This window comes from Steroidobacter gossypii, assembly GCF_016801985.1.
GTDB lineage: Bacteria > Pseudomonadota > Gammaproteobacteria > Steroidobacterales > Steroidobacteraceae > Steroidobacter > Steroidobacter gossypii.
Genome location: NZ_JAEVLS010000005.1, coordinates 405,316 through 418,040 on the forward strand (window position 1 = coordinate 405,316; position 12,725 = coordinate 418,040).

The 12,725-nt window shown below is 63.3% G+C and carries 11 protein-coding genes; 7 read left to right on the top strand and 4 right to left on the bottom strand.

Annotation, left to right across the window (positions count from 1 at the left end):
- Positions 1-26 precede the first annotated feature (26 nt).
- Positions 27-1,322: an imidazolonepropionase gene (gene hutI, locus JM946_RS22155; RefSeq protein ID WP_203169558.1), complete on the top strand. Its 1,296-nt coding sequence runs from the start codon at positions 27-29 to the stop codon at positions 1,320-1,322.
- Here hutI and JM946_RS22160 read toward each other — a convergent pair.
- Together JM946_RS22160 and JM946_RS22165 are read right to left on the bottom strand one after the other, a co-directional pair.
- Positions 1,306-1,998: an outer membrane beta-barrel protein gene (locus tag JM946_RS22160; protein ID WP_203169559.1), complete on the bottom strand. Its 693-nt coding sequence runs from the start codon at positions 1,996-1,998 to the stop codon at positions 1,306-1,308. The two genes, hutI and JM946_RS22160, sit on opposite strands and share 17 nt — an antisense overlap.
- Positions 1,999-2,240: 242 nt before the next feature.
- A complete protein-coding gene (locus JM946_RS22165; RefSeq protein WP_203169560.1) occupies positions 2,241-2,651 on the bottom strand; it encodes a hypothetical protein in 411 nt (136 codons plus the stop codon).
- A 114-nt stretch (positions 2,652-2,765) separates the two neighbouring features.
- Here JM946_RS22165 and JM946_RS22170 point away from each other — a divergent pair, with 114 nt between their 5' ends.
- Together JM946_RS22170 and JM946_RS22175 are read left to right on the top strand one after the other, a co-directional pair.
- Positions 2,766-3,563, top strand: coding sequence for a helix-turn-helix domain-containing protein (locus tag JM946_RS22170; RefSeq protein ID WP_203169561.1), 798 nt, complete (start codon positions 2,766-2,768; stop codon positions 3,561-3,563).
- Positions 3,560-4,342, top strand: a complete 783-nt coding sequence (locus JM946_RS22175) for a thioesterase family protein (RefSeq protein ID WP_203169562.1) — start codon at positions 3,560-3,562, stop codon at positions 4,340-4,342. Before JM946_RS22170 ends, JM946_RS22175 begins: the two co-directional genes overlap by 4 nt.
- Here the strand turns inward: JM946_RS22175 and JM946_RS22180 are convergent, their stop codons facing one another.
- The gene (locus tag JM946_RS22180) at positions 4,343-4,570 is read right to left on the bottom strand and encodes a hypothetical protein (protein WP_203169563.1); all 228 of its coding nucleotides are present in this window, start codon (positions 4,568-4,570) and stop codon (positions 4,343-4,345) included.
- A gap of 89 nt (positions 4,571-4,659) precedes the next feature.
- Between JM946_RS22180 and JM946_RS22185 the strand changes: the two genes are divergently transcribed.
- From JM946_RS22185 to JM946_RS22195, 3 genes are all read left to right on the top strand, one after another.
- Positions 4,660-6,471, top strand: coding sequence for an ATP-binding cassette domain-containing protein (locus tag JM946_RS22185; protein ID WP_203169564.1), 1,812 nt, complete (start codon positions 4,660-4,662; stop codon positions 6,469-6,471).
- A gap of 94 nt (positions 6,472-6,565) precedes the next feature.
- A complete protein-coding gene (locus JM946_RS22190) occupies positions 6,566-7,120 on the top strand; it encodes an ECF-type sigma factor (protein WP_203169565.1) in 555 nt (184 codons plus the stop codon).
- 5 nt (positions 7,121-7,125) lie between these two features.
- The gene (locus JM946_RS22195) at positions 7,126-9,840 is read left to right on the top strand and encodes a serine/threonine-protein kinase (RefSeq protein ID WP_203169566.1); all 2,715 of its coding nucleotides are present in this window, start codon (positions 7,126-7,128) and stop codon (positions 9,838-9,840) included.
- Positions 9,841-9,852: 12 nt separating this feature from the next.
- On the opposite strand, the gene JM946_RS22200 is transcribed toward JM946_RS22195, so the two are convergent.
- Positions 9,853-11,160: an MFS transporter gene (locus JM946_RS22200; RefSeq protein ID WP_203169567.1), complete on the bottom strand. Its 1,308-nt coding sequence runs from the start codon at positions 11,158-11,160 to the stop codon at positions 9,853-9,855.
- 159 nt (positions 11,161-11,319) lie between these two features.
- Here JM946_RS22200 and JM946_RS22205 point away from each other — a divergent pair, with 159 nt between their 5' ends.
- On the top strand, positions 11,320-12,702 hold the full coding sequence (locus tag JM946_RS22205; RefSeq protein WP_203169568.1) for a spinster family MFS transporter: 1,383 nt from the start codon (positions 11,320-11,322) through the stop codon (positions 12,700-12,702).
- Positions 12,703-12,725 lie beyond the last annotated feature (23 nt).

Consider the following 12,725-nt stretch of genomic DNA (forward strand, 5'->3'; position numbering starts at 1 on the left):
GCGCACGAGTATAAGACTGCGGAGCAATGAAAGCTTCGACCCCGAATGACACGATGTGGGACCGGGTATGGCTGGGCGCCCACCTGGCCACCATGACTGGCGGCGCTGCATACAACACCCCCGGCTCGGGCGAGGAACTGGATGAGCTGCGGGACGCTGCGCTCGCCGTCAAGGACGGGCGGATCGCCTGGCTCGGCAGCCGCCAGGAACTGGACGGCATGCAGTGGTCCGCCCGCGAGATCACTCGGGCGCAAGGGTTGTGGATCACGCCCGGCCTGGTCGAATGCCATACCCATCTGGTCTACGGCGGCGATCGTAGCAACGAGTTCGCCGCCCGACTGCGCGGCGCGACGTATGAAGAAATATCACGTGCCGGCGGCGGCATCGTGGCGACCATGAAAGCGACCCGCGCCGCCACTGAAGACGAGTTGCTCGAACAATCGTTGCCTCGCGCCCGGGCGCTTGCCGCCGAAGGCGTCACCACGCTGGAAATCAAATCCGGCTACGGACTGGATCTGGCCAACGAGCTCAAGATGCTGCGGGTAGCGCAACGCATCGGCGAGGTCACCGGACTCAGCGTGGTCAAAACATTTCTAGGCGCGCACGCCCTGCCGCCCGAGTTCGCCGGCAGGCAGGAAGACTATGTGCGGCACATCTGTGACGAAATGTTGCCCGCCGTGGCGAGCGCTGAACTGGCCGATGCCGTGGACGTGTTCTGTGAGCGCATCGCCTTCACTCAGGAACAAACGCGACGCATCTTCGCTCGCGCCGCCGAGCTTGGCTTGCCTTTGCGACTGCATGCGGATCAATTGAGCGACGGCAACGGTGGCGAGATCGCCGCAGACTGTGGCGCGCTCTCGGCGGATCATCTGGAGCATACATCCGAGCAGTCCCTGCAGCGCATGGCCGAGCGCGGCGTCGTCGCAGGACTGTTGCCTGGCGCGTTCTACTATCTGCGCGAAACCAAACTGCCGCCAATCGAGCGGCTGCGCCAGTTGAATATTCCCATGGCCATTTCCACCGACTGCAATCCGGGCACGTCGCCCATCGCTTCACTGCTCATGGCCATGAACATGGCTTGCGTGATGTTTCGGTTGACGGCGGCAGAGACACTGCGGGGTGTCACGGTAAACGCAGCGCGCGCACTGGGCTTGTCAAAAGATCGCGGCACGCTGCAGGTGGGTTCGCGCGCCGATCTGGCAATCTGGCGCCTGCGCCATCCCGAACAACTGTGCGCCGAGGTCGGCGTGCACCGGCCCGTGGAAATCGTGCTCGGGAGCGGATCTCGATCGGTCGAATCGGCGCTCAGAACACGACCGTGATGCCGAGGGAAATGATGTCGTTGTCCGCTTCGCCAGTGGTCTTGTCGCCGGAGTCGAACACACGCTGATACTCCAGTCGCACGTCGTAGATTTCGAAGAAGCTGAAGCTGGTGCCTACTCCCGCCAGCAGGTCCACGTCGTTCTCGGAGAATGCATCGCGTCGCGGGTTCTGCTCGATGTCATCGTAGAACAGCCGGAAATCGTTGCTCGAGAACAGTGCACCGGCCCGGCCATACACTTCCCAGCGATAGCTCAGCGGCCAAACGCCCAGCGCCGAGACAGTGATGCCGGCGCTCTCGGTATCGACGTTGGTCACGGCCGTGGTGGGGATGCCGACGATGTTGCCAGTTAGATTGGCCCGATACGTGACGTTGCCCAGATCCACGTAGCCGCCTTCGACGGCAAAGTGCGTGTTGAAACGATAGCCGGCGAAGAAGCCGTAGCCGCTGTCTTTGGTGTCCAGCGTCGCGGTCATCGATTCGACCGTCAGCTGCACCACGGGATTTGGATAGACCACCGTGGCGGCGTAGGTATTGAAAGGACCGATGTCCATCTGCTTGTCGGCCTGGCCATAGTGGGCGCCGATGTAGAAGCCCGGCTGCGCGGCCTGCGCGACCGGCATCATGCCTGCCAGCGCGATCATGGCGGTGGCCACGGAAACTCGTTTGGGGTTCATGCCGAGCGATCACCCATGCTGCGACGGTAGAGAATGGACTGTACCGAAAATAACGGGCTGCCGCGATCCAAGTCCCGGGATTGGCGCGGCGTATTCGAGCATATCGCAGCCCGCGGCGGATCAGATGCAAAGGAGCTGCGGTCGCGCTGCCGTCCCGAAGTAGCAAGCGATGATTATTTTGGGACTATTCGGGACGGCAGGCGATCGCAGCGAACGTTCCGAGTGGGATATTCAGCGTCCGTTCACGCACTCACAGGAGTGACGGTCGGCGACTTACGCAGACCGACGTACTCGAGTTCGGCGATGACCGCCACGAAGGCGCCCTGTCCCGCGACGAACAGGTAGCCCAGCAGATTGGGCTGCACCCAGCCGGTGAACAACAGCACGATGCTGTCGATCGCCCAGATCGCGTTGACCACGATCACCGCCCAGACCGCGAACCGCGGCAGCCGGGCGCGCGTGCTCAAGAACGCCAGCAGCATTGCGAACGGCAACAGCACCAGGGCGGCTTCCGACAGCAAGCCGGCCGGCAAGCTCAGCAACTCGGCCAACCAGCCACTGCAGGTCAACAGCAGCAAGCCCATGCCGGCGCAGCTCACCGCGTCCAGCACCAGCACTCGCCGGAGAAAAGTCGATGTTTGAATGGAGCTCATGACCGAAGTCCTCGTGGTTGTGTGACGGGACACAGCATGGCTGGTCCGCGGCGGTCGGTCGATTACCGCGGAGGTAATGGAGCCGGAGCTGGCGGCTGCGCTATCGTCGCTGCCATGAACGCAACTGACATCCAACCCGTCGGCCGTCTGCTGCGCGAATGGCGCCAGCGGCGCCGTTTGAGCCAGCTCGATTTCGCGGTCGAAGCCGAGATTTCTTCCAAACACCTGAGCTTTCTGGAAACCGGGCGCGCGCGGCCGAGTCGCGAAATGCTGTTGAAGCTGGCGGAGCTGCTCGATGTGCCGCTTCGAGAGCGCAACACCCTGCTGGTCGCCGCGGGATTCGCACCCATGTTTACCGAACGCAAACTCGACGATCCGACCTTGCAGGCGGCGCGCGACGCCATGGAAATGGTGCTCAAGGGTCACGAGCCCTACCCGGCCGTGGCCGTCGATCGGCATTGGACTTTGCTCGCGGCCAATCGCGCCGTCGCGCCGATGCTGACCGATATCGATCCGCGGCTGCTCGAGCCGCCGATGAATGTTTTGCGACTCAGCCTGCATCCCGACGGTCTCGCGCCCCGCATCGTGAATCTCGATCAGTGGCGAGCGCATCTGTTGGCGCGCCTGCGGCGACAGATAGAAATATCCGCCGACAAAGTGCTGATCGCGTTGCTGGAAGAGCTGGCCGCCTACCCCGCCCCGCAAGCTCCGGCCCGCACCGCGGATGGCAACGGCGCCAACGCCTTCGTCGTGCCCATGCGGCTGGCGACGCCGATGGGCGTGCTCAGTTTCATCAGCACCACCACGGTGTTCGGCACACCGATCGACGTGACTCTGTCAGAATTGGCGCTGGAAGCGTTTTTCCCCGCCGATGCGGCCACCGCGGCCGCGTTACGACAGTTGCCGTTATGAGTTACGTCTACCGCGTCGAAGGCTCCATCGCTCATGCCCAGCCCAGCTCCGCCGGGCCGTGGGATCCTCACCTGCAGCACGGCGGCGCGCCTGCCTCGCTGATCGCCTGGGCGGTGGAACGCATGCCGATGCGCGAGCCCATGCAAGTCGCGCGCATGACTTTCGATTTCCTCCGGCCCATCCCGGTCGCGCCGCTGGAAATAACCATCGACGTGCAGCGCGAGGGACGCAAGATCCAGGTCTGCAACGTGACTTTGTCACATGAAGGTCAGGCCTGCGTGCGCGCCACGGTGCTCAAGATCCGTCAGGCGCCGACCGAGCTGCCCGAACATGTGCTGGACGAACAGGTGATATTGCCGGGCCCGGAGCAAGGCCGGGAGGAGAAGGTCCGCTTCCGGGACTACGAGCAGTTCGCATCGGGGGTGACACTGCGCTCGGTGCGAGGCTCGTTCGCAGAGCTGGGCCCCGGCGCGGTGTGGTTTCGAGCCCATCGAGACATCATCGCAGGCGAGTCCATCACGCCGTTGATGCGCGCGGCCATGACCGGGGATTTCTGTAACGGCGTGTCCTCGGAGCTCGACTTCAGTCAATGGACTTTCATCAACGCCGATCTGACCATCAGCCTGGCGCGCATGCCGGTCGGCGAATGGATCCTGCTGGATGCGCAGAGCTGGCTGGGCGACCAGGGCGCGGGCCTCGCGTTCGCCAAGCTGGGCGACGAGCGGGGTTACTTTGGCCGCGCCATTCAAACGCTGGTGATCGAACCTCGCGCCAGGTAATCAGCGGTCGAGGGGTGGCGGCTGCTCCGCGGCCGCAGCCTTCTTGCGCTCTTCCTCTTTTCGTTCGCGCCGGATGGTGTAGACCACCGAGCCAAACGCCACTGCGATCACCAGCATGAGCGCGGCCATGATGAACACCAGGCCGCCGGCGAGCCGCCAGCCCTCGTAAAGGCCAATGGCGAGTCCAATGGGTGTGGTGACCAGCAGGATGGGTTTGGCGATACGCATTCCGGCATTGTAAGGCCACATTGCCGATTTCCAGCCCGGCACTTGCCGAGGCCGTTATCATTCGGGCCCCACGCTGCCGCTTTACCGACATGCCTCTGCTCACGCTGCGCAACGCCGAACTCGCCTATGGGCTGCATCCGCTGCTGGATCGCGCCAACTTCACCATCGACGAGCGTGAGCGCGTTGGTTTGATCGGCCGCAACGGCACCGGCAAGTCCTCGCTACTGAAAGTCATCACGGGGCTTGCGCCTTTGGATGACGGCGAGCTGGCGCGCCAGGACGGACTGAACATCGTGCTGGTGGAACAGGAACCGCTGCTGCCGCCGGCCGCAACGGTGCGTGACAGCCTGGTTGCACGCGGCAAGCTCGAACAGATCCACGACGAACGCGAACGCTGGCGCCTGGAGGCCCGGCTCAGCGAATTCTTACAACGCCTGGGCGTGGCCGCCGAACGCTCTCCGGAAACCACCTCCGGCGGCGAACGGAAACGAGCCGCGCTGGCGCTGGCCCTGGCGCTCGAGCCCGACCTGCTGCTGCTCGACGAACCCACCAACCATCTGGACATCGACGGCATCACCGCGCTGGAAGAACTGCTGATCAAGGGCCCGGCATCCATCGTCGTCACTCACGATCGTGCGTTTCTCGACCGGGTGGTCACGCGTATCGTCGAGCTCGACCGAGGCCTGCTGCGCTCCTACCCCGGCAACTTCGCCGCGTACGAAACGCGCAAGACCGAACAGCTGGCGGCCGAAGAAGTGATGAACCGCAAGTTCGACAAGTTCTGGGCGCAGGAAGAAGTCTGGATCCGCAAGGGTGTCGAAGCGCGCCGCACGCGAAATGAAGGCCGCGTGCGTCGACTCGAAGCACTGCGCGAACAACGCGCCGCGCGGCGCGAACAAATGGGCAGCGTGAAACTCACGCTGGATACCGGCGAACGCTCCGGCAAGCTCGTTGCCGAACTGACCGACGTTGCGAAATCGTTTGGCGATCGGCCGATCGTGCGCGATCTGTCCATGCGCATCATGCGAGGCGATCGTCTTGGCCTGATCGGGCCGAATGGCGCCGGCAAGTCCACGCTCATCAAGCTCATTCTCGGCAAGCTCGCGCCGGACAACGGAGATGTGCGACTCGGCACCAACATCGCGGTCGCTTACTTCGATCAGTTGCGCGAGCAGCTCGATCCGGACAAATCAGTCGCCGAAACCATCAGCCCCGGCTCGGATTGGGTCGAGATCGGCAGCGAGCGCAAGCACGTCATGACTTATCTCGGTGACTTCTTGTTTCCACCTCAGCGGGCCAACTCGCCGGTGAAAGCGCTCTCCGGCGGCGAGCGCAATCGTCTGCTGCTGGCGCGGCTGTTCGCGCGGCCGGCCAACGTGCTGGTGATGGACGAGCCCACCAACGATCTGGACATCGATTCGCTGGAGCTGCTGGAAGACACCTTGCAAAGCTATCCCGGCACGCTGCTGCTGGTGAGCCACGACCGGACCTTTCTGGACAATGTGGTCACCCAAACATTGGTGGCGCAAGGCAACGGTCGATGGCAGGAATATGTCGGCGGCTACAGCGACTGGCTGGCGCAGCGGCCCGCGCCTGTTGCCCCTGCCGCACCGGCAAAAGCCAAGCAAGAAACGAAAGCCGCGGCGCGCGCGCCGGCCCCGGTCAAGCTCAGTTACAAGGAAACGCGCGAGCTGGCGCAGCTGCCGGCGGAGATCGAATCGCTGGAACAACGTCAGCAGGAACTGACGGCGCGCATGAGCTCGGCCGATTATCACAAGCAGGGACCGGATCAGATCAAGGCCGACCGCAAGCTGGCCGAGGATCTGGAACGCGAAATGTCGGAAAAATTCGAGCGCTGGTCGACGCTGGAAGCCAAGGCCGAGGCGGCCGCGAAAACCTGAACGCAGCCGCTGCGCCATCCGTGCCGTATGTCACGGCCACGCTGGCGCTGTATGCTAGATTCGCGTCACCCTTCAGCGGCGACGATGGATCTGCATGTCGCAAGTGACTTTACTGCTCGATGCATCCCGGCGGGGCGACGCCGCCGCGGTCGAGCAATTGTTCGATCTGTTGTACAACGACCTGCGCCAACTGGCGCACGCCCGCCTCCGTCGCAGCGGTCAATTCACGTTGCTCGACACCACCGCGCTGGTGCATGAATCCTATCTGCGGTTGTTCAAAGCCGGCGCCATCGAGGCCAACGACCGCGGGCACTTCATGGGCTACGCCGCCCAGGTAATGCGGTCTATCGTCGTTGATTTCGTGCGTCGTCGCTCCGCCGATCGGCGCGGCGGTGACGCGATCCATGTCGATCTCGATACAGCTGCGGCTCACGTGGAAGATCCTCGCGAGCGCGAAGTGTTACAGATTCACGAAGCGCTGCAGGAGCTGGAGAAGATCGATCCGCGCCTGGTCAAGGTCGTGGAGATGCGTTATTTCGCGGGCATGACCGAACAGGAAGTGGCGGACGCCCTGGAGCGCAGCGTGCGCTCGGTGGCGCGCGATTGGGAGAAGGCGCGCCTGTTCCTGGCCACCAATCTGACACCTTAGCTGTCATGCAAAAGATCGGGCCGGAAGACTGGAAGCAGATGTTCGAGCTGCTCGACACCGCGCTCGACCTGCCGCCGCCCGAGCGCAACACCTGGATCGATTCCCTCGGCGACGATTACGAGCGACTCAAGCCTGCTCTGCGAGAGTTGCTCGCTAAACATGCTTCGCGGGACACCGACACGTTCTTGCGTGACATTCCGGAGTTCACCAGCCTCACCGGCATCAACACGTCGCCGCTGAGCATGCCCGAGCCGGGCAATCACGTCGGCCCATATCGTTTGGTTCGCGAGCTTGGCCGTGGCGGCATGGGCAGCGTCTGGTTGGCCGAGCGAGCTGACGGCGCATTCAAAAGAAGCGTCGCGCTCAAATTGCCGCACGTCACCTGGATCGGCGGTCTTGCGGAAAGAATGGCGCGCGAGCGGGACATTCTAGCCACGCTCGAACATCCGAATATCGCACGGCTGTACGACGCCGGCGTCGACGATTTCGGTCGGCCGTTCATGGCCATGGAATTCGTCGCCGGCCAGACCATCGACAATTATTGCAGCCAGCATGAGCTCACCGTCGAGCAGATCTTGCAACTGATCCTGCAGGTAGCGCGCGCGGTTGCTCATGCTCACGCGCGGTTGGTGGTTCATCGCGACCTGAAGCCGAGCAATATCCTGGTGACGGACGACGGGTCGGTGCGCCTGCTCGACTTCGGCGTCGCCAAGTTGCTGGAGAACCAGCCGGGCGAACAAACGCAATTCGCCGTGCGCGCGTTCACTCCGGAATATGCAGCGCCGGAGCAGATCAAGGGCGAGCCGATCGGCACGGCCACCGATGTTTATTCCTTGGGCGTCGTCAGTTATCGATTGCTCACCGGCATGCTGCCCTACGAGGTCAAACAGACCGGCGTCGGGCAGCTGGAACGAGCGATCACCGAAGTCGACGCTGCTCCGGCAAGTTCGATTGCTGCGAATCCTCTGCGCGGCCGCCGCTTGCGAGGCGACATCGATGCGATCTTGAATCGCGCGTTGAAGAAAGATCCTGCGCAGCGCTATGCCACTGCGGACGCCTTTGCTCTGGATATCGAGCACCACTTGCTTGGCCGCCCCATTCAGGCGCGGCCAGATAGCGCGTGGTATCGGTTCAGCAAGTTCATCGGCAGGAACAGGATTGCTACTGCAGCGGCGGCAGCCGTTCTGATCGCCATCCTCGGCGGCGCCAGCATCGCGCTCTGGCAGGCTCGCGAAGCCCGCGAGCACGCGGCTCGTGCTGTGATCGAACGTGATATCGCACGTCGGGCGGCGGCGCGGGAAGAAGCAGTGCGGATGTATCTCACGCGGATGTTTCGCAGTTCGGTGGCGCAAGGAGGATCGGGTCCGACCACTGCCAAAGCCATGCTGGATCGAAGCGCCCAACGCGTGTTGCAGGAATATCGCGACGATCCCTATCTCGCCGGCAAGGTCGTCGAGACGCTCGCCGATTTGTATGGCGCGTTGGAAGATGTGGCCGGGCAGGCGCCGCTGCTCGAAGGTTATTTGAAGCAGGCGGGGCCGGAGGCGGATCCCGAGACGGTGGCTCTGGCCCAGCAGAAGCTGGCGCATGCCGAGTTGTCGCGAGGGAATATTCAGCGCGCGGCGGAGCTGCTACGACCTGCCGAGGAATTCTGGAACCGCGATCGCAATCGGTTCGCCGAACAGCGCCTGGAAGGGCTGGTGGTCAAGGCTCGAATACTTCGCGCTCAGGGCGATCTGGCTGGCTCCATCGCCACCAATGAGCGGGCCATCGCGGAGCGCGTCGCGCTCTCTGGGGAGAATCACAGCGAGACGGCAATTCTTTATAACTCGCTCGGGATTGCACTGATGAATGCCAATCGGCTGCAGGAGGCTACGGCGGCTTATCGCAAGGCGTTGTCGATTCATGACGCGCTGGGAACGGGTGAGGATGTTCCCGCGCTGGTGATGCGAGCCAACGTCGGCACGCTTTCTTATCGCGTGGGACGTATTGCCGATGCCGAGCGTGAGTTGAAACAAGCGTTCGAGGCGCAGCGCGCACTTTCCGGAGATTCGGCCGCCGTGGCGGCGTCCATGGGGCAGTACGGATCGTTGCAAACGGCGCTCGGGCGGGCTGCTCAGGCCATTCCCATTCTTGAACAAGCGACGCTCATGGCGGAGAAGTTCACTGCTCGCGGCAGCGCCCTGCACGTACAGAACTGTACGTTTCTTGCCGAAGCGCTCGCCGCGTCCGGCGACGCGCAGCGCGCCGCTCGAGTCGTCGATGCGACTTTGGCGCAAGCTCGGAAGCAGTTCGGCGACGGTCACTTCTTCACGCATCGCGTGCGACTTGCTCAAGCGAAGCTCGCCGCCGCTCAAAAGCCGAACGCCCAGTCGCTCGCTGCGCTCGCCGAAGTGACAACCAAGCTACGCTCCGCTGGTCCCGTCGCTCAGCTAGCGCTCGCTCAAGCACTGCTCGTGCAGGGCGAAACCCTCACTCGACTTCGCCGCCCCTCCGAAGCCCTTCCTCTGCTCGAAGAAGCGGTGTTCCTCCGCGAACAGGTGATGTGGGACCAAAGCTGGGAACTCGCCGAAGCGCGCGCCCGCCTCGCCGAAGCCCAACTCGCCGCCGGGCACGCCGGCGCCCAACCCCTCCTCCAACGCTCCCTCGCCACCCTCGAATCCCAACTCGGCCCTCACCATCCCCAGACCGCTCGCGCCCGAAGCTCGCTCGACCGATGAGCACCGATCGCCTCAGCGAACGCTCTTCACCGGAAGAATCGTCACCGACGCCAGCAACGCAATCGCCCCGGCAATAGCAAACAACCAGGTGTAATTCCCACCGCTGGTGGCAAGGATCACCGGCGCAACCGCCGGCGCGATCGCTTGAGGCATCGCATTGGCGACATTGAAGATGCCGAGATCCTTGGCAGCATCCCGCCAGCGATTCGGCAGCACATCCGTCACCAGCGCCAGATCGACCGCGAAGTAAATGCCGTGCCCGATCCCAGTGATCGTCATGCCAACGAGGAACATGGGATAGTCCGGCGCCGCCGCGATGACCCACAACCCCATCGCATACACCACACCGCCAATCACCACAAAAACCTTGCGCCGCCCAATCGCGTCCGACAGCCGCCCGCCCAGCACACTCACTGCAACGATCGCGACCGTCTGCACCAGGATGCCTTGAAATATCAGGGTCGGAATCTCCACCGCGGCATGACCCAGTTTGTCGATGAGATAGAACGGTTGATAGGTGTTCAGAAACGCCGTGCCCAACACCAACAGCAACCGGCTGAGCCACGTCCACCCGAAATCGGGATGCTGCCTGGGATTGACCCAGTAGATCGCAACCGTATCTCGCCAGCCCAGCGGCTTCACCGCGCCCGGCGCCAGCCGCCGATCATCCAGCGACAGCGCAAACAAAATCACGAGCACCACGCAAATCGCCGCCGGCACCATGAACATCTGCAACGTGGAAGCACTCACCTGCTGCACGAGGAAGGTGCCGCTGACCTGCCCGAGCGGCAGACAGATCCCCATCACACCCGCGACCGTTCCACGCTGCGCGGCGGGCACCTGATCTGGCAGAACCGCGATGATCGCTGCCAACACCGCGTTAAATGCCAGCTGCGCGAGACACCATCCCACCAGCACCATCGCAACCGACGTCGCCGTCGCGATCAACAGCAAGGCGAGCGCTCCGCAGATCACTCCGCCGATCAACCAAGGCCTGCGCATGCCAAACCGCGACGTCGTGCGATCGCTCAAGCGCCCGAACAGCGGATTGCCGATCAGCGCAAAAAATGCACCGAGGCCAAGCACCAGCGACAAGCTCGACGCTGCGTGCTCGGGCGCAAGGTGTCGCACCTTCAAGGCAATAGTGACGAGCACCGGCGTGAGCAACGCCAGCCACGTTCCTGTGTAGGCCAGCGCATGCAGGGAGATGAATTTCCATCCGACGCGCGGCTTGTCCTGGTCAGCTGCGGCCGAGGCCAGCTGCTCTTCTGATTGCATGGCGCGCAGGATGCCCGGAAGCGCGCCCGACTCACAAGTCATTCGTTCTGCGCAACGAAATCAAGCACGTGGAACTCGCGATCGAGCGCGGCTGCGTCTACACTGATTTCGAATGCGCGGTACGCGGCCAAGGAAACAAGGCGGCGAGCGCGACTGCTTGCGAAGCCCATAACCATTCGATCGCAGCACGGGGGACGACCATTGAACTCGGAGCATTCCGCAGCGAACCCGACCGCCATTCCCGCAGCCTTGCCTTATCCAGCTTCGGCCCAGGCCTGGTACCTGGTGTTCGTGCTGCTGGTGTTCTACATCTTCTCGTTCATCGACCGGCAGATCATTTCGCTGCTGGTGGAGCCCATCAAGCGAGACCTGCAGGTCAGCGACACGCAGATCGGTCTGTTGCAAGGCTTTGCGTTCGCGTTGTTCTACACCTTCTTCGGCATTCCCATCGGCAGACTCGCCGATCGCATGAACCGCAAGAGCATCGTCGCGGCCGGCGTGATCGCGTGGTCGCTCATGGCGACCTGCTGCGGCCTCGCCAGAAACTGGATTCAGTTGTGCCTCGCGCGCGCCGGCGTCGGCGTGGGTGAAGCGGCGCTGTCGCCAGCAGCGTACTCGATGATCACCGATGCGTTCCCGCGGGAGAAGCAAGGGCGCGCATTCAGCGTCTATAACATGGGCATCGCGATTGGCGCCGGCGTCGCAATGTTGGTCGGCGGCCTGGTCGTTGCAGCGGTTTCGGCGGAAGGCAAAACATTCACCCTGCCTTTGCTCGGCGAAGTGCGCGCCTGGCAGTTCGTATTCATCGTGACCGGCGCGCCAGGACTGTTGTTGCCCTTGTTGCTATTGGGCGTGCGCGAACCGACACGCCGCGGCTTGATGAAGATGCAATCAGCCAGCGGCGAGGATTTCGGCCAGAAAGTGCCGTTCAGTGAAGTCATGAAGTACGTGATGAAGCACGGCAAGTTTTACAGCTTGCACTTCGTCGCGCTCGCCATGCTGGCCATGGTGGGCTATTCGGTCGGCGCGTGGCTGCCGACGGTGATTGCCAGAACATACGGCGTGGCGCCGGCGCAGGTCGGCGTGGTCATCGGCCTGTCCACCATCTTCATCAACACCACGGGAATCTTTCTGGCGGGCAGGCTTTGCGACTTCTGGGTGGCGCGCGGCCTGAGCGACGCGCCCGTCAAGGTGTGCCTGTTGATCGCGCTGGCGACTTTGGCAACGAGCTCCATCACGCCGTTCATGCCCTCGTACGCCATCGCCGTCGTGGCGATCTGCGTCGCCGGCCTGCCATTCCACGGCTATGTCGCGATGGGGCCGATGGCCATCAATCAAGTCACGCCCAACCAGATGCGCGCCCAGGTTTCCTCGATGTACCTGTTCACGGTCAATTTGATCGGCATGGGCGTCGGCCCGGCGCTGGTGCCGTTCATCAGCGACTACCTGCTGCAGGATCCCATGCAGATTCGGTGGGCGCTGATGATCGTGGTGGTTTTGGGCACCAGCATCGCGGCCGCCCTGTTGTGGCTGGAGCGCCCGCTGTTCCGGGAGCGGATTGCGGCAAGCGCGAACTGGCATTGATGCGCGGGCGTGCCGCGCCTGGA